18 protein-coding genes and 1 tRNA gene are annotated in these 16,558 nt (G+C 60.8%); 10 read left to right on the top strand and 9 right to left on the bottom strand.

Going from position 1 to position 16,558, the window contains the following annotated elements; translation table 11 throughout:
* Positions 1 to 280: 280 nt before the first annotated feature.
* The 6 genes from coxB to NKI50_RS02145 all read left to right on the top strand — a co-directional run bounded on the left by coxB (position 281) and on the right by NKI50_RS02145 (position 5,427).
* Entirely contained in the window at positions 281 to 1,096 is an 816-nt protein-coding gene (gene coxB / locus NKI50_RS02170) for a cytochrome c oxidase subunit II (protein WP_023720162.1), read from the top strand.
* A gap of 91 nt (positions 1,097 to 1,187) precedes the next feature.
* The gene (ctaD, locus tag NKI50_RS02165) at positions 1,188 to 2,957 is read left to right on the top strand and encodes a cytochrome c oxidase subunit I (protein WP_023720163.1); all 1,770 of its coding nucleotides are present in this window, start codon (positions 1,188 to 1,190) and stop codon (positions 2,955 to 2,957) included.
* Positions 2,954 to 3,658, top strand: a complete 705-nt coding sequence (locus tag NKI50_RS02160; RefSeq protein WP_352482148.1) for a cytochrome c oxidase subunit 3 — start codon at positions 2,954 to 2,956, stop codon at positions 3,656 to 3,658. The genes ctaD and NKI50_RS02160 overlap by 4 nt, the downstream gene beginning before the upstream one ends.
* Positions 3,659 to 3,671: 13 nt before the next feature.
* Positions 3,672 to 4,394 carry a heme-copper oxidase subunit III family protein gene (locus tag NKI50_RS02155; RefSeq protein WP_352482147.1) on the top strand — a complete coding sequence of 241 codons (723 nt, stop codon included), beginning with the start codon at positions 3,672 to 3,674 and terminating at the stop codon, positions 4,392 to 4,394.
* 10 nt (positions 4,395 to 4,404) lie between these two features.
* Positions 4,405 to 4,809, top strand: coding sequence for a cytochrome C oxidase subunit IV family protein (locus tag NKI50_RS02150; protein ID WP_023720165.1), 405 nt, complete (start codon positions 4,405 to 4,407; stop codon positions 4,807 to 4,809).
* A gap of 144 nt (positions 4,810 to 4,953) precedes the next feature.
* Positions 4,954 to 5,427 (top strand): aminoacyl-tRNA deacylase, encoded by a 474-nt coding sequence (locus tag NKI50_RS02145; protein ID WP_023720166.1) that lies wholly within the window; start codon positions 4,954 to 4,956, stop codon positions 5,425 to 5,427.
* A 57-nt stretch (positions 5,428 to 5,484) separates the two neighbouring features.
* Here the strand turns inward: NKI50_RS02145 and NKI50_RS02140 are convergent, their stop codons facing one another.
* From NKI50_RS02140 to tig, 5 genes are all read right to left on the bottom strand, one after another.
* A complete protein-coding gene (locus NKI50_RS02140; protein ID WP_352482145.1) occupies positions 5,485 to 6,297 on the bottom strand; it encodes a DUF2189 domain-containing protein in 813 nt (270 codons plus the stop codon).
* Between the two features lie 317 nt (positions 6,298 to 6,614).
* On the bottom strand, positions 6,615 to 7,547 hold the full coding sequence (locus NKI50_RS02135; protein WP_352495382.1) for a heme o synthase: 933 nt from the start codon (positions 7,545 to 7,547) through the stop codon (positions 6,615 to 6,617).
* A 147-nt stretch (positions 7,548 to 7,694) separates the two neighbouring features.
* Entirely contained in the window at positions 7,695 to 8,048 is a 354-nt protein-coding gene (locus NKI50_RS02130) for a c-type cytochrome (protein WP_502896297.1), read from the bottom strand.
* Between the two features lie 212 nt (positions 8,049 to 8,260).
* Positions 8,261 to 8,785 carry a hypothetical protein gene (locus NKI50_RS02125; RefSeq protein ID WP_352482143.1) on the bottom strand — a complete coding sequence of 175 codons (525 nt, stop codon included), beginning with the start codon at positions 8,783 to 8,785 and terminating at the stop codon, positions 8,261 to 8,263.
* 160 nt (positions 8,786 to 8,945) lie between these two features.
* Positions 8,946 to 10,421: a trigger factor gene (tig, locus tag NKI50_RS02120; RefSeq protein WP_352495412.1), complete on the bottom strand. Its 1,476-nt coding sequence runs from the start codon at positions 10,419 to 10,421 to the stop codon at positions 8,946 to 8,948.
* A gap of 343 nt (positions 10,422 to 10,764) precedes the next feature.
* Between tig and NKI50_RS02115 the strand changes: the two genes are divergently transcribed.
* Positions 10,765 to 10,849, top strand: a tRNA-Leu gene (locus NKI50_RS02115).
* Between the two features lie 148 nt (positions 10,850 to 10,997).
* On the opposite strand, the gene NKI50_RS02110 is transcribed toward NKI50_RS02115, so the two are convergent.
* Together NKI50_RS02110 and NKI50_RS02105 are read right to left on the bottom strand one after the other, a co-directional pair.
* Complete coding sequence (locus NKI50_RS02110; protein WP_352495383.1) at positions 10,998 to 11,579, bottom strand: GDYXXLXY domain-containing protein; 582 nt, start codon at positions 11,577 to 11,579, stop codon at positions 10,998 to 11,000.
* Positions 11,576 to 12,688, bottom strand: a complete 1,113-nt coding sequence (locus NKI50_RS02105; RefSeq protein WP_352715244.1) for a DUF2157 domain-containing protein — start codon at positions 12,686 to 12,688, stop codon at positions 11,576 to 11,578. Before NKI50_RS02105 ends, NKI50_RS02110 begins: the two co-directional genes overlap by 4 nt.
* A gap of 222 nt (positions 12,689 to 12,910) precedes the next feature.
* On the opposite strand from NKI50_RS02105, the gene NKI50_RS02100 reads away from it, so the two are divergent.
* Entirely contained in the window at positions 12,911 to 13,051 is a 141-nt protein-coding gene (locus NKI50_RS02100) for a DUF1127 domain-containing protein (RefSeq protein WP_023720174.1), read from the top strand.
* A gap of 48 nt (positions 13,052 to 13,099) precedes the next feature.
* A complete protein-coding gene (locus tag NKI50_RS02095; RefSeq protein ID WP_023678914.1) occupies positions 13,100 to 13,240 on the top strand; it encodes a DUF1127 domain-containing protein in 141 nt (46 codons plus the stop codon).
* Between the two features lie 336 nt (positions 13,241 to 13,576).
* On the opposite strand, the gene NKI50_RS02090 is transcribed toward NKI50_RS02095, so the two are convergent.
* Positions 13,577 to 14,128 carry a hypothetical protein gene (locus NKI50_RS02090; protein WP_245278626.1) on the bottom strand — a complete coding sequence of 184 codons (552 nt, stop codon included), beginning with the start codon at positions 14,126 to 14,128 and terminating at the stop codon, positions 13,577 to 13,579.
* A gap of 149 nt (positions 14,129 to 14,277) precedes the next feature.
* Here NKI50_RS02090 and trmFO point away from each other — a divergent pair, with 149 nt between their 5' ends.
* Positions 14,278 to 15,687: a methylenetetrahydrofolate--tRNA-(uracil(54)-C(5))-methyltransferase (FADH(2)-oxidizing) TrmFO gene (gene trmFO / locus NKI50_RS02085; protein ID WP_352715240.1), complete on the top strand. Its 1,410-nt coding sequence runs from the start codon at positions 14,278 to 14,280 to the stop codon at positions 15,685 to 15,687.
* A 26-nt stretch (positions 15,688 to 15,713) separates the two neighbouring features.
* Here the strand turns inward: trmFO and NKI50_RS02080 are convergent, their stop codons facing one another.
* Entirely contained in the window at positions 15,714 to 16,541 is an 828-nt protein-coding gene (locus tag NKI50_RS02080) for a phytoene/squalene synthase family protein (protein ID WP_502897761.1), read from the bottom strand.
* Positions 16,542 to 16,558 lie beyond the last annotated feature (17 nt).

The raw sequence follows: 16,558 nt of genomic DNA, 5'->3' as shown, positions 1-16,558 counted from the left end.
CGGTCGAGCAGGGGATCGAACCCTGCGCGCGACGATCCCCGACGATCGCCGTTCCGGGCACATTCGGCATGCTCGCCATTGCCGTTTACTCGACGCTGACGATGTTTGCCGCGCGCTACCGCTGATCACCGCCGAACCGAAGGACCGCCAGCACCGAGAAATGGTATTTTTGCCCTTCCCACCGCCGGCTCTAGAATTTTCATCGCAAATCAAGTTATGATGCACTTGGTATTTCCCGAGACGGCTTTGCGCCGCTTGGAATACCGGGAGGAAACGGGACATGGCCGTTGCGCTTGTACTCGTTCTGATCGTCGTGGGCTCGGTGTTGTTCCACTTCCTGAGCCCGTGGTGGTGGACGCCGATTGCCTCGAACTGGGACTATATCGACAACACCATCATCATAACTTTCTGGATCACCGGCGTCGTCTTCGCCGCCGTGGTTCTTTTCATGGCCTATTGCGTCTTCCGCTTCCGTCATCGGGAAGGCAATCAGGCGGCATATGAACCTGAGAACAGGCGGCTCGAATCCTGGCTGACGGTCGTCACTGCCGTCGGTGTCACGGCTTTGCTGGTTCCCGGCCTGTTCGTCTGGAGCCGCTTCGTCAACGTTCCGAGCGATGCAACCGAGGTCGAAGTCGTCGGCCAGCAATGGCAATGGAGTTTCCGTCTGCCCGGCAAGGACGGCAAGCTCGGCACATCCGACACTCGCGACGTCAACGCTGAAAATCCGCTCGGTGTCATCGCCGCTGATGCCAACGGCCAGGACGACGTCGTGGTCGAAGCGGCCGACCTGCATCTGCCGGTTGGCAAACCGGTCAAGATGCTGCTCCGCTCGATCGATGTGCTGCACGATTTCTACGTGCCGGAATTCCGCGCCAAGATGGACATGATCCCGGGCTCAGTCACCTATTTCTGGTTCACTCCGACCAAGACCGGAACCTTCCAGGTCCTGTGTGCCGAACTCTGCGGCCAAGGGCATCCGATGATGCATGGCGTGGTCATGGTCGATACGCAGGAAGATTATCTGGCGTGGCTTGGCCAGCAGCAGACTTTTGCGCAGCTGTCCGCGCCCCAACAGATGGGCTCGGCAGAGTAGACGCCGGAACGACGGCGCGCCGTCGGCATTGAAAAGATTGCGGCAGGCCCGAACTGTCGGGCATGGCCGAAAAGGGCACGGAGGTGTTCCTATGGTCGATATCACACCTGCAGATGCGGTACCGCCGGCCGAAGTCGCGGAAATGGAACTTTACCATCCGCACAGCTGGTGGACGAAATACGTTTTCTCGCAGGATGCCAAGGTCATCGCCATCCAGTATTCGGCGACCGCGACGGCGATCGGCATGGTGGCGCTGGTGTTGTCCTGGCTGATGCGGCTGCAGCTCGGCTTCCCCGGCACGTTCGACTTCATCACCCCGGAAGCCTACTACCAGTTCATCACCATGCACGGCATGATCATGGTGATCTACCTGCTCACCGCACTCTTCCTGGGCGGCTTCGGCAACTATCTGATCCCGCTGATGGTTGGCGCTCGCGACATGGTCTTTCCCTATGTCAACATGCTGAGCTACTGGATCTATCTCCTGGCCGTGCTGGTCCTCGTGTCGAGCTTCTTTGCCCCCGGCGGACCGACAGGTGCCGGCTGGACGCTCTATCCGCCGCAGGCGATCATGACCGGTACGCCAGGCGGCCAGGACTGGGGCATCATCCTGATGCTCGTCTCGCTGATCCTGTTCATCATCGGCTTCACCATGGGCGGCTTGAACTATGTCGTGACGGTGCTACAGGGCCGCACGCGCGGCATGACACTGATGCGCCTTCCGCTCACCGTCTGGGGTATTTTCACCGCCACCGTCATGGCGCTGCTCGCCTTCCCGGCACTGTTCGTCGCCTGCGTGATGATGCTGCTCGACCGGGCGCTCGGCACCAGCTTCTTCATGCCGGCGATCGTCGAGATGGGCGAACAATTGCAGCATGGCGGCGGCAGCCCGATCCTGTTCCAGCATCTGTTCTGGTTCTTCGGCCACCCTGAGGTCTACATCGTGGCGCTTCCGGCCTTCGGCATCGTCTCCGACCTGATCAGCACCCATGCGCGCAAGAACATCTTCGGCTACCGCATGATGGTCTGGGCCATCGTCGGCATTGGCGCACTGAGCTTCGTGGTCTGGGCGCACCACATGTATGTCAGCGGCATGCATCCCTATTTCGGCTTTTTCTTCGCCACCACGACATTGATCATCGCGGTTCCGACAGCCATCAAGGTCTACAACTGGGTGCTGACGCTGTGGCGTGGCGACATCCACCTCACCATACCGATGCTTTTTGCCCTGGCCTTCATCGTCACCTTCGTCAATGGCGGGTTGACTGGGCTATTCCTCGGCAATGTCGTCGTCGACGTTCCGCTGTCGGACACGATGTTCGTCGTCGCCCATTTCCATATGGTCATGGGGGTCGCCCCGATCATCGTAATCTTCGGCGCGATCTATCACTGGTATCCGAAGGTCACCGGTCGGATGCTGAACGAGACGCTGGGCCGGTTCCATTTCTGGGTCACCTTCCTTGGCGCCTATCTGATCTTCTTTCCCATGCACTATCTCGGCTTGATGGGCGTGCCGCGGCGCTACAACGAATTGACCGATATGACGGTGATGACGGAATCGGCCCACCACCTCAACTCGTTTATCAGCATCATGGCTTTTATCGTCGGTTTTGCCCAGATCGTGTTTCTGTTCAATCTCATCTGGAGCATCCGCCATGGCCGTGAGGCTGGTGGCAATCCGTGGCGGGCAACGACGCTCGAGTGGCAGACGGCCGAAACACCGCCGGGCCATGGCAATTTCGGCAAGGATCTGCCGATCGTCTATCGCTGGGCCTATGACTACAGCGTACCGGGCGCCAAGGAGGACTTCATACCGCAAAACGTTCCGGGCTCCTTCGGACCTTCCAGGGAGCCGGCATGAGCGTCATTCTGGTTTTCCTGCTCGTGATCGCCGGCATTGCTGGGTGGTGGCTCTCGCATCAGCGGCTAATGACGAGGCCGTGGCTCGAGCAAGGTTTGGTCGGGGATTTTGTCGCCCTGGACCGATCGGCGCTTCCGACCGCAAAGATCGGTCTCGGCGTCTTCCTTGCCGTCGTCGGCTGTCTGTTCGCGCTGTTCACCAGTGCTTACTTCATGCGCATGGCGCTGTCGGATTGGCAGCCGCTGCCCATCCCGCCTCTGCTCTGGCTTAATACCGGCGTACTGGTCTTGAGCAGCATTGCCATGCAGTGCGCTTCGCTCGCGGCGCGCAAGGGTCAAGTGGACATGGTCAGGCTCGGCCTCGCCACCGCTGGACTCACGGCGCTCGCCTTCCTGGTTGGACAGCTTATGGCATGGCGGGAACTGAGCGCGGATGGCTATTTTCTGGCGTCCAATCCGGCCAACAGCTTCTTCTACCTGCTAACGGGAATGCATGGGCTGCATATACTGGGAGGGCTGGTCGGCCTGGGCAGAACGACCGTCGGTGCCTGGAACGGTGCGCGGCCGCAGCGGCTTCGGCTGAGCGTCGAGCTGTGCGCCATGTACTGGCATTTCCTGCTTTTCGTCTGGCTCGCCATCTTCGCTCTTCTGGCCGGCTGGGCTTCGACTTTAATCGACATTTGCCGAGGGTTGCTGACCTAGGAGGAACGGGCGGATGGCTGAGACGACACTGACCCACATCGGCCGAACGGGGCCGCGGCCCGCAGGCTGGCAAGGCATCGCCGCCGACTGGTCCTCGGATCAGCGGGCGTTCAAAAACGTGTCTTGGGGCAAGGCCATGATGTGGATCTTCCTGCTCAGCGACACGTTCATCTTCGGCTGCTTCCTGCTCTCCTACATGACCGACCGTATCTCCACACGCGTGCCGTGGCCCAATCCGAGCGAGGTCTTTGCCCTGCGCATCGGCGGCTCCGACATTCCATTGATCCTTATCGCCATCATGACCTTCGTCCTGATCTCGAGCAGCGGAACGATGGCCATGGCGGTGAATTTCGGCTACCGCCGCGACCGCCGCAAGACGGCAGTCCTGATGCTTTTGACCGCGGCACTCGGCGCGACCTTCGTCGGCATGCAAGCCTTCGAATGGACCAAGCTGATCACCGAGGGCGTGCGGCCTTGGGGCAATCCGTGGGGCGCTGCACAGTTCGGCGCATCCTTTTTCATGATCACCGGCTTCCACGGCACACATGTGTCGATCGGGGTGATTTTCCTGATCATCGTGGCGCGAAAGGTCTGGCGCGGGGACTACGACGTCGGACGGCCCGGCTTCTTCACCAGCCGGAGGGGCCGCTACGAAAACGTCGAAATCATGGGGCTCTACTGGCATTTCGTCGACCTGGTCTGGGTGTTCATTTTCGCATTTTTCTATCTTTGGTGAGAGGCAGGACATGGCTGAAGCAACCGCAAATGGCCTTGGACAACACACGCTCGACAGCGCCCGTACGCATGATGCGACGGCGACCAGCGTTACCCCTACGGAGGTTCATCAGGAGCACCCGATCAAGCTCTACCTGGTGGTCTGGGCGTGGCTGTTCATCCTCAGCACCTGCTCCTATCTGGTCGACTATTTCGGGCTCCACGGCTATCTCAGATGGTCGCTGATCCTGATCTTCATGATCCTCAAGGCAGGGCTGATCGTCGCCATCTTCATGCACATGGCCTGGGAACGGCTGGCGCTGACATATGCAATCATCCTGCCGCCGGTGCTGGTGCTGGTATTCGTGACGCTGATGGTCTTCGAAGCGGACTACACCCTTCTCACCCGAATGGCGTTTTTCGGGGCCGGGCCCTGACATGCAATCCGGATCCAGGCCGTCCTGTTCTGGAGCCTTCGCCTTGAAACAATCTACGGCTGGACCATTTCTGTTGGTATCGGAAACGACAGGCGATGCCGGCGTTTCCACATGCGTCGCGAACACCAGCAAGGGGCGCCCAAGATGACCATCGCAAACAGACTGAAGGACTTCATCGATAAGAAAGGCATTTCCTACGACACCGTCGAGCATCACCGCACGGCGACAAGCAGACAATCCGCCATTGCGGCACATGTGCCTGGCAGCATAATGGCCAAATCGGTGGTCGTTCACCACGACCGTGGCTACGCGCTGGCCGTGGTTCCAAGCACGCACAGGATAGAACTCGCGACATTGCAGGATGTTATGGACAAGCCTCTTGGACTTGCCTCCGAAGACGAGGTGGTCTCGTTGTTCGGCGATTGCGATGTCGGCGCTGTGCCGCCGATCGGCGCTGCCTATGATGTGCCGGTGGTCCTCGATGAAAGCCTCGGCGACGCTCCCGAAATCTATTTCGAGGGCGGTGACCATAGGACGCTGGTGCATGTGAGCGGCAAGGATTTCCGCGACCTGACAAAAGACGCGCGCCAGGCCCGTTTCAGCCACCCCGCCTATTGAAAGCTCTGCCCCACCCTCCCCGCACCGGCGCTCGGTGCGGAGGACAGGTTTTTCAGCTCACGGTCTGGTAGCCGGCGGCGATTCGACAACTTTCCGATAGACATGCCAGGTGGCATGACCAAGGATCGGCAGCACGACCGCCAACCCGGCGAACACTGGCAGCGAGCCGATGATCAAGGCGACGGCGACAATAAGGCCCCACACTGCCATCACGATCGGGTTGGCCAGGACAACGCGCACCGAGGTGTGGATGGCTTCGTAGGCGCCGACATCGCGGTCGAGCAACAACGGGAATGCGACGACCGTGGTGCACAACACAACCGCGGCGAACACAAAGCCGATGGCGTGACCCAGGATGATGAGTGTCCAGCCGCGTCCCGTGGCGAATATATCACTGATGAAGCTGGACAGCGATTGCGGCGGCGCCGGGCCGAACACGGTCTGGTAAAATATCTGGGCCGTCAAAAGCCAGGCGATGAATATCGCAAGCAGCATGATGCCGACCGCCGCAATAGCCGGCAGCGCCGGAGAACTTCTGACCTCAAAGGCGTGCCTCCACGAGGCATCGAGCCCGGCTTCCCGTCGCCGGCTGATCTCATAGAGGCCGATCGCCGCGAACGGACCAATTAGCGCAAAGCCGGACACAAGCGGAAACAACAATGGCAGCGTGTTGTTGCCTGATGTCCAGACGGCAAGCACGACCCCCGCAAGCGGGTAGATCAGGCAGAGAAAAACGATGTGCGACGGCTTGACCATGAAATCATCGACGCCACGCCTGAGCGCATCAAAAAGATCGGAGACACCGATTTTTCGAATTCTGGTGTGTTCCAGCGTCTCGTTGGCGCCTGCTATCACGTGAAAACTTGCCATGACCATTCCTCCAGACCGGGTCCGGTAAGGTCGCGTTTTACGGTGCTGCCGTTCTGCGTGATTGGCCACGCAAACCGCGACCTGCACCATGATCAATATACTCTCATGCGGGGGACTTGTCGCGCTTTGTACGAAGGCCCCCGGGGGTAAGAGGTCCCGGGTAGCCCGACTAGCTCTGGACACCTTTCTTCGATATGCTCTTCTAGACGAAGGTGAAGGTCATGGATGGAAGGACAGTTCTCATACTCGGCCTTGGCATCGTTATTCTGCTGTTGCTGGGATTTTGTGCTCTGCCAACGTGATGTTTTTAGCCGGGCTCAATAGCCGGCTGACGCGACCACTCGCATTACAATGGTGTCGGCAAGCAGCGCCGCGAAGATCGCGAAAAGATAGACAATCGAATACGCAAACAACGCCTTTGCCGGCTTCATCTCCTTGTCGGCGACGAGGACCTTCCAGGCGTGCCAAATGAACCCTGCGCCCAACGCTGCTGAAGCAGTGCCGTAGTATCCGCTGGCGAAGCCGAAGGCCCAAGGAAGCACGCCGATTGGCGCCAAGACCAGCGAATAGGCGAAGATTTGTTTTCTGGTCGAGTGCTGGCCGGCCACATTCGGCATCATCGGGATGCCCGCCGCGGCATAGTCGCCGACCTTGAAAAGGGCCAGCGCCCAGAAATGAGGCGGCGTCCAGAGGAAAATGATCAGAAACAGAATGACACTTTCGATGCCGATTGCGCCGGTTGCAGCCGCCCACCCGATCACCGGAGGAAGGGCGCCTGCCGCGCCGCCTATGACGATATTCTGTGGCGTCGAGCGTTTCAGCCACATCGTGTAGATAACGACATAGAAAAAGATGGTGAACGCCAACAGCGATGCGGCAAGCCATCCCACCAGCACGCCGAGCGTCATGACCGACAGTGCGGAAAGCACCAAGCCGAAGCCGAGAGCTTCGCCAGGCGTGACGCGGCCTGACGGAATTGGTCGCTTGGACGTGCGAGACATCAAGGCGTCTATGTCTGCGTCGTACCACATATTGAGCGCGCCGGCCGCCCCTGCTCCAACCGCAATTGCGCCGATGGCGATTACGGCGATAACTGGATTCATTACGCCGGGCGCCATCATCAGGCCGACGAACGCAGTAAACACGGCAAGCGCCATGACCCGTGGTTTCAAAAGCGCAAGGAAATCACCCGCCGTCGCCTCCGAGAGGCGGATGCCGGTATCCTTGAGACGGCTTTCTTCAGTCGACATTCAGACGACCACCGATGGGAACGGCAGCCTAGCCGGCCAATGTCTTTTTTGCAACAAGCCGCCCTCCCCACCGACACTGCCGGCAGATTGCGGCCGAGGCTATGCCTCGACCTGTTTGCGATACCAAGATCCGGCGGAAGAGCCGCGTTATTTGGAGAATTGCTTCAGATAGGCAATGACATTGACGATGTCCTCGTCTTTCTTGAGGCCGGGAAACGCCATCTTCGTTCCTTTGACCATCGCCTTGGGATCGCGAAGGTAGCTCGTCAGCGTGGCCTCATCCCATTTGACGCCGGACTTGCCGGCCTCGGTCATCGCCTTGGAATAGCTGAACCCCGGATGCGTGCCGGCCGTTCGGCCGATGACGCCGTTCAACGACGGACCGACCTTGTTCTGATCCTTGTCCGCGACGTGGCAGACCTTGCATTTGGCGAAGACCTTCTCACCCGCCGCGGCATCCTGAGCCCACGAGGGGCCGGCGATGACGGTCGCGACCGACATGATGATAAAAAACACAATGGCACGCATGGCATTTCCTCCCTGATCGCCAATTTGCCCTGGCTGACCTGCACAGGCCGACATCTAGTCCGCTGGCATGCGCTCTTGAATGGCAGAACGGATATCCACTGCCTGGAGTTGCGGCACCTACATACCACGGAACGCGGCCGGCAGGTAGAGTTCGGCCATGCAAAGGTTTCATGCGGACAATCTGCTCAAGGCAATTTGGTGTTGCAGGTGGTGGCGATCCGGCCGACCGCCTCTTCAACTCCGGCGAGGTCAAACTCGGCTTTGCCGCGCCCCGACAGCAGCCCGAACCGCCAGGACAGCAGCAGCCGGTCCGCGGAAATCAGTCGCCTGATGCCGTCGGCACCGTCGCGCACCAGCATCCTGCTGCGCGGGCCGACCGACCAGCTTTCGTTGAGCTTGCCGGATTGGTCGACAGTCACCGACATGGCGATGGTTCGGCTGGCGGAAACAGTATCGCTCAGCTGCAGCCATTCGCTCCAACGCGGTTCGCCGGCGGTCCGGCAGGCAATCGTCAATACCGGGCTGTAGCTCAATGCGCCGCCGCCGGTGATGAGCTTGTTGGTAGCGTAAAGCGAGGCGGTGACAAGACCGTCGCTGGTCTTGTCGAACCGCCAGTTGTCGAGAACCGTGTCAGCCTGGGCGATGCCGTAGACCGACGCAAGCAGGAACGCCGCCGCGACCACGCTTCCGATACCGAAGAACTGTCTCAACGATGCCTCCAACAACCGCTGCGATCCGCAACCCAGCGCAGATAATCATCAAAGCTTCGTATCGCCACCTCGACCGTCAGATGCGTGAAATCCGTTGCGCCCGCGCCACAACGAAAAAGGCCGCCTCGAGAAGGCGGCCTTTTGGAATTCAGCAGGGACGTTATTCAGCCTCCTTGGCGGCCTTCTTCTTCGGCGCAGCCTTCTTCTTGGGCTCTTCAGCGTCGTCGTCGGCCTTCTTGGTGTCGGCTTTTTTCGCAGCCGCCTTCTTCGCCGGCTTGGCCTTGGTCGTCTCCGTATCCTCGTCGTCGGCCAGCAGCTCTTCCTTGCTGACCTTGACGTCGGTGACCGAGATCTGGCCAAGCAGATGGTCGACCACCTTCTCTTCGAACATCGGCGCGCGCAACGTATTCAGCGCCTCGGGATTGTTGCGATAGAATTCGAAGGCTTCCTGCTGCTGGTTGGCCGGATAGCGACGCACCTGCTCGAACAGGCCGCGCTGCAATTCCTCGTCCGTCACCGTGACGCCGGCCTTCTCGCCGATTTCGGCGAGAACCAGGCCGAGACGCACGCGGCGCTCGGCAAGCCGCATATATTCGGCACGCGCTTCCTCTTCCGTCGTCTCTTCGTCCGCAAAGGTGCGCCCGGCGGCTTCGAGATCGCGGTTGACCTGGTTCCAGATGTTGTTGAATTCGGCCTCGACGAGCTTGGACGGCGCCTCGAACGAGTAGGCGGCGTCGAGTTGGTCGAGCAACTGGCGCTTGACCTTCTGGCGCGTCATCGAGCCGAACTGATTTTCGATCTGACCGCGCACCACCTCGCGCAGGCGCTCCAGCGACTCCAGGCCGAGGTTTTTGGCCATCTCGTCGTTGATCTCAAGTTCGCCGGGCTTCGACACTTCCTTGACGGTCACGTCGAAAGTGGCTTCCTTGCCGGCCAGATGCGCCGCCTGGTAGTTTTCCGGGAAGGTAACCGTGACCTGCTTCTCGTCGCCGGCCTTGCTGCCGACCAGCTGGTCCTCGAAGCCAGGGATGAATTCCTTCGAGCCGAGCACCAGCGGCTGATCGGTGCCGGCGCCGCCGCCGAAGGCTTCGCCGTCGATCTTGCCGACATAATCGAGGGTCACGCGGTCGCCCTCGGCGGCCTTGCCGGTCTTCGGCTCATAAGTGCGCGCCGACTCGGCGACACGCTTGACCTGTTCATCGATCTCCTCATCAGGCACTTCGAATACATGACGCGTCACCTTGATGTCGGAGAAATCCTTGATCTCGATCGGCGGAATGACCTCATAGTTCAGGCGGAACTCGAAATCTGCGCCGCCGGCCAGGATCTTCTCGGCTTCCTTCTCGTCCTCGGTCATGATCACTTCGGGCTGCATGGCAGCCTTTTCGCCGCGCCCGGTGATGATCGAACGGGTCGAGTCGTTGAGGATCTCGTTGACCACTTCGGCCATGAACGATTTGCCATAGACTTTGCGCAGATGCTGCACCGGCACCTTGCCGGGGCGGAAGCCGTTGATGCGGACCTTGTTCCTGGCGTCGGAAAGCCGCGCCATCAGCTTGGCTTCCATGTCACCGGCCGGCACGGTGATCTTGATCTCGCGCTTGAGACCGGAGTTGAGCGTTTCGGTGACCTGCATCATAAAACCTTTGTTTCCACCAATGAGGCCGTCAAACGGCCCCTGCCGTTCACAGCCTGCCGGTATGATCTTGCCGGGAATGGCTTTTGGTGCGGGACTTGGCGATTTGTCCGCCCAACGCGGCACAAATCCTCCAGAAATACGCTCCAAAATGTGAATAAGTCTTTGTTTTTCCTACTTCTTATCACATTCTGCAGAAGCGGATCGTCGCGTCCCGTCACATTCGACACGCCTTTTGTCACAGGCGACGCTGATTTTCAACCATCTTTGCATTCCGGCCAATGATGCCGATGTGGGCTCTGACATTGACAGAATGATGGCTACATGGGATTGGCCGGGCAATGCGGATGTGGCGGAATTGGTAGACGCCCTGGATTTAGGTTCCAGTGCCGAAAGGCGTGGGGGTTCGAGTCCCTTCATCCGCACCACCCTTCGCTCTTCGAGCTTCGGGTGGCAGGCCGCTCGAAGCTCGTTAGACGAAGGAGTGCCCTCCGAAGCCTTGGCGGAGGAGGACAGGCGCCACTATGGCGCACCATTTCGATCCCCCGAGCGCCGACACCTAGATTCTTCCACGCTTCAATAGAGCGGCTCCTCGAACAGCGTCTTGTCGCCGTCCACCAGCGCCTTGATCTGCGCCGTGCCGTTGGCCGCGATCGCGACGCGGATGCCGAACGGCCGCACCCGCATGTCGTTCTGGATCGCCATCCCCTCGCCTTCCGGCAAATAGAAGCGCTCGATGCCGTAATCCGGCGCGATCGTCGTGGCTGCGCTGAGATCCGAGCCCTCGGAGACGTGTCCGACGATATCGGCTTCACCGGATGCTGCCGGCACCGGCGCTTGCCCGAACCAAGCCGCGGTCGGACCCCAATAGCCGTAGGCGCCCGGCTTCAGCCTGACCACGATCGGCGTGTCGTCACTCGCCAGCTTGCCGGGTGGAATGTTGCCGATCAGCTTCACCGGTATGCGCGAAATGTCGTAGCCGAGCAGAATGTAGTCACCACGCAAGAGATCGCGCGGATCGATCGGCTCAACCCTGAGCAGGACTTGCTTGCCGTCGCGCAGGATCGCCGCGCGTCCGGCGATGATCCAACTCAGAAAGCCGATCTGGACGAGCGCCAGGACCAGCGCCGAGATGATCAGTCTTTTGCCGGTCATCATGCTGCTGCACCTGTCATATCCGGAGCGTTCATGCGCTTTTCTATGCGGATGATAATGAAAGCAAGAACGGCGAGAAGCACCGCCGCCGCAAGGAAGAAGCCTGCCGTGTCGAGCATTGATTGCAGCATCACCACATAGATGATGGCGAGTTCGAAGGCGAAGCCCGCATAGGCAACCCAGCGCAGTCCCCGGCTCTCCCGGCCGCCCAGCACGATCGCCGCGACGATGCCGGCCAGCGCAACAGCCGAGGCAATGGCGAAGCCGCTGCTGTAGCTGCTTTCATCCGCCAGTTCGAACTGGATCATCGCCAGGCCGGTGAGAAAGCCGATCAGCGCGTGCAGGGGCAGCCTGCCACCCAGTTGCAAGATCCTGTCGACCGGCCGGGCAGCAAAGATCGCAGCGATAAAAAGCAGCACCGACGCGACAACGAGCGGGATAGCGACTTGCAGCGTGTCGTACCGCGTCACCAGGAGCACGAGATAGAACAGCACCGACAGGATGATCAGGTGGCGCGCCGCCTGGCTGCGCGTCCAGAACGAAACGGCAAACAGCACCAGCGCCATGACGACGAAGAGATGCGGGAATTCCGCGCGATAATCGAAGCCTTTCAGGAACAGCCAGGCATCGGCGATGCCGACGGCAGCGACGGTCAGCGGGTTCGAGCGCAGCGCCACCGCCGCCAGCGCCGTGCCGGCGCCCCAGGTGACCACGGCGGAGGCCTCGTCGCCAGACAAATGGTACATCTGGCCGATCAGCGCGATCGATCCGCCGAACGCTGCTGCCGCGACGATCCACAGCGCTTCGCCGATCGCCGCATGGTCACGCATTTTCAGCACCGCGCCGCCGACATAGCCGGCAAGGATAACGGCAAAGAGTGCTGCGACCCGTACCAGCCGCGGGATGACTTCCCAGTTGGCGGCGATGAAGATCAGGATGGCCGCGCCGAACAACAGTGCCGCCATCATCGCCAGGATCGAGCCGAAGCTCAGCGATTTGCGTTCGTTGGCCTCGACGTCGCGCGTCAGCACGTCGGCTGTCGGCGCGTCGATCAGGCCGGCCTGCTGCCATCGTGCGATATCCAACCTGACCCGTGACGAATAGCTCGCCATGCCCCTCCCCCTTTGTTTAGCCCTTTTAGCTCGTCCGCCCAAGCGTTTGACCTAACGGCATTTTCCGATCTGGGCAGAAAACTGGACGCGCGTTAATGCTGCAATGCACAATTTGCATTGCTGCCATGCACCAATAGCGCTTTTAAATCGATATGACCCCTCTTATCTTCACGGCGCACACAAAGACGGAATGATCCGAAAGAAAGACGAAACGAGAATACCATGAACCTGATCCGCAACTATCGCAACTGGCGCCGCTACCGGGACACCGTTTCTGAGCTGAGCCGCCTGAGCACCCGTGAACTGACCGACCTAGGCATCAGCCGCGGCGACATCCACTACGTCGCCCGCAAGGCGGTCTAATCCTTTCGGACCGCAAATGGCCCGAACCAGTTTTGAAAGAGAACGACAATGAACCTGATCCGCAATTATCGTAACTGGCGCGTCTACCGCGAGACGGTTACCGAGCTGGGTCGCCTGTCAAACCGCCAGCTCAATGATCTCGGCATCGTCCGCGACGAGATCAAGATGGTCGCTCGCAGGGCGATCTAACCAGCAGAATTTCGCCAGGGTCGACCTCCTCCCCGACCCTGACGGATACGGTCAGCCTTCACCTCCTCCCGAGGGTTGACCACAAAAACGGCGCCCGCCGGACCTCCTCCTCCGGCGGGCGTTGTTTCTAAGAAGGGTTTCGCGCCCTTTCAAATGGCGAAAGGAATTTCGTCAAAGCCGACCTCCTCCCCGGCGATGACGAATACGGTCGATCTTCACCTCCTCCCGAGGATCGGCCAACAAAACGACACCCGCAGGACCTCCTCCCCCGGCGGGTGTTGTTGTTTTCAGGCTCGAAACGCCCTGGGAGCCGTTTTTGGCGGGACGTCCCCGTCGTCAGTCCAGCGCGCCGCTCTTCAGCACGCCTCGCTTCTTCCACTGGCTCAGCGGAAAAATATCCGGCGCGCCGCCCATCGGCGCATACCAGGAATCCACCACCCATTCTGTACCGCCGCGGTCGCTGATCACCGCCGTCCAATGCGGATAGCGCCCGTCGACAAACAGGCCTCGCGAGGCCTTGTCCTCGACCTTATGAAACCTGAGCAGTTTTCGCTCGGCAAGATAGACCAGCAACGCATGCGTATTGGTCGATTCGTCGACACAATCCATCTGGCCCCTGACGCGCGATGCACCGAATTTCGACTGCGGCTGGTCGCGGACGCCGATGGCCTGGAAAATGCGCTGTTCGAAATAGCGGACGGCCTTCGAAATAGCGGAGCGCTCGGCCTGGGGCGAACCCGCGCCCGCACGCAGGATAGAGCGGAAACGCGCACCGTCACTGGGGCCAAGCGCCAGCGTCGTGCGATAGTTGCAACCGTAACCATGGCATATGGGGATCCGCTTGGAAGCCGTCGCGGCCGGTTCGCCGGCCGCTGCTGATCCGCCCACGGCGATCACGACTGTCAGAAATGTCGCTCTGGCAAAGACCCCGAGACTCCCACCCATTCGCAATAGTAGACGATTGCAGCGCGTGGCGGCAACAGCGCGGCTGATTCGTGTAATTGCAATCGCCGCGCCAAGGGATTATTTCGGCGCTCATGAACACAAATCCCATTCACGTCATCGGTGGCGGTCTCGCCGGCTCCGAAGCTGCTTGGCAGGCGGCCGAAGCCGGCATTCCGGTTATCCTGCATGAAATGCGTCCCGTCCGCGGCACCGATGCGCACAAGACCGACGGGCTGGCCGAGCTCGTCTGTTCCAATTCCTTCCGCTCCGACGACGCGCAAGCCAATGCCGTCGGCCTGCTGCATGCCGAAATGCGGCTCGCCGGTTCGCTGATCATGAGCGCCGGCGACGCGCACCAGGTGCCGGCCGGCGGTGCGCTGGCCGTCGACCGCGACCGATTTTCCGAAGCGGTCACCAGAAAGCTCGAAGCGCACCCACTCATCACCATCCGGCGCGAGGAAGTGCCTGGCCTGCCGCCGGCGGACTGGGACCAGGCGATCGTCGCCACCGGCCCGCTGACCGCCCCTTCGCTCGCCCAGTCGATCGCGGAAGTGACCGGCGCCGACGCGCTCGCCTTTTTCGACGCCATCGCTCCAATCGTCCATTTCGACACGATCGACATGGATATCTGCTGGTTCCAGTCGCGCTACGACAAGGTCGGCCCCGGCGGCACCGGCAAGGATTACATCAATTGCCCGATGGACAAGGAGCAGTACCTTGCTTTCGTACAGGCGCTGGTCGACGGCCAGAAGACCGAATTCAAGCAATGGGAAGGCACGCCCTATTTCGACGGCTGCCTGCCGATCGAGGTGATGGCCGAGCGTGGCGTCGAGACGCTGCGCTACGGACCGATGAAGCCGATGGGGCTGACTAATGCACACAATCCGTCTGTAAAGGCCTATGCCGTCGTCCAGCTTCGCCAGGACAATGCGCTGGGCACGCTCTACAATATGGTCGGCTTCCAGACCAAGCTGAAGCACGCTGAGCAGGTGCGCATATTCCGCACCATTCCCGGGCTGGAAAACGCCGAATTCGCCCGCCTCGGCGGCCTGCACCGCAACACCTACATCAATTCGCCGACGCTGCTCGACGCTTCGCTGCAGTTGAAGTCGCGGCCCGGCTTGCGTTTTGCCGGCCAGATCACCGGCTGCGAAGGCTATGTCGAGAGTGCCGCCATCGGCCTGCTTGCCGGGCGTTTTGCCGCCGCCGAAAGGCTTAGCAATACACCGTCGCTGCCGCCCTTGACCACCGCCTTCGGCGCATTGCTCAACCATATCACCGGTGGCCATATTGTCTCCGATGACGAGCCGGGAAAGCGCTCCTTCCAGCCGATGAACGTCAATTTCGGCCTGTTCCCGCCGGTGGACGCGCCAAAGATCGAGGGCAAGCGGCTGCGCGGCAAGGACAAGACGGTCGCCAAGCGGCACGCGGTGACATCGCGCGCGCTTGCCGACTGCCGCGAATGGCTGGGGTTGCCTTTTCGGGCGGAAGCTGCGGAATAACTGTCGGGTTGGTTACGCGGCAGCCTCTATGCGGCCGGCCAGCCTTGCGTGGCGCGCCGGAACAAAAGCCAATGCCGGCGCAAGGCTGAGAGCCGAGCCACATCCTTGAGAGGCGAGCGGCGGGCATTCTCTATTCTGTCGAGGTAGGCGCTCGACAGAGCCAGCGGCAGAAACGCCGGACGCAATGAAACCGGCAAAGCGGAAGCCCCCTGCTCGAAGGCGGAAAGATGCTCCCGTGCCAGAGCGATCATCGCGGCAACGACGCGTTCCGCGGCTGGCCCGCCATCACCGCTGACGAATTCTCGCGCCGACGACCCCGCCGCAGCCAAAATGTCGGCCGGGACAAAGCACTGTCCCCGCTTGCGATGCAGCGGCAGCAGAAGCAGCAGACCGGTCATCGCCTGCGCACAACCTGCCCTGCCGGCCAGTTCGGCAAAACGCGGTGCTTCGACCGGGTCGAGCACCATCGCCGCAAGCTGGATGAGCGCGGCGGCAGTCTCGCCGCAATAGCCTTCGAGATCGGTGCGCGATGGCATCGGGTCGTCATAGAGATCGAATATGCGCGCTTCGAGCATATTCTCGAAAGCCGCCTTCGGCAGGCGGTGAGCGGAAATCGTCGCCTTCAGCGCGTCCGCCACAGGATGGCCAACCCCCGCCCCATCCTCTTCGGCGGCGATGACATCCCGCCACCATTGCAGCCGGACTTCACCCGGCAGCGCTTCGCGGATGCGATCGCGGATGCCGCCGATTTCGGCGTTGAAGGCATAGAGCGAAAACAGCGCGTCCCGCTTGTCTTCGGGCGCATAGAGGGCGGTGAGATAGCGGTCGTGGTCGGCGGCACGCACCGCTTCCATGACGATATTGGTGTTTT

Source organism: Mesorhizobium sp. M0563 (assembly GCF_040321065.1).
Lineage (GTDB): Bacteria > Pseudomonadota > Alphaproteobacteria > Rhizobiales > Rhizobiaceae > Mesorhizobium.
Note: the sequence above shows the minus strand (reverse complement) of the source record. Positions and strands in the feature narration are given on the sequence as shown.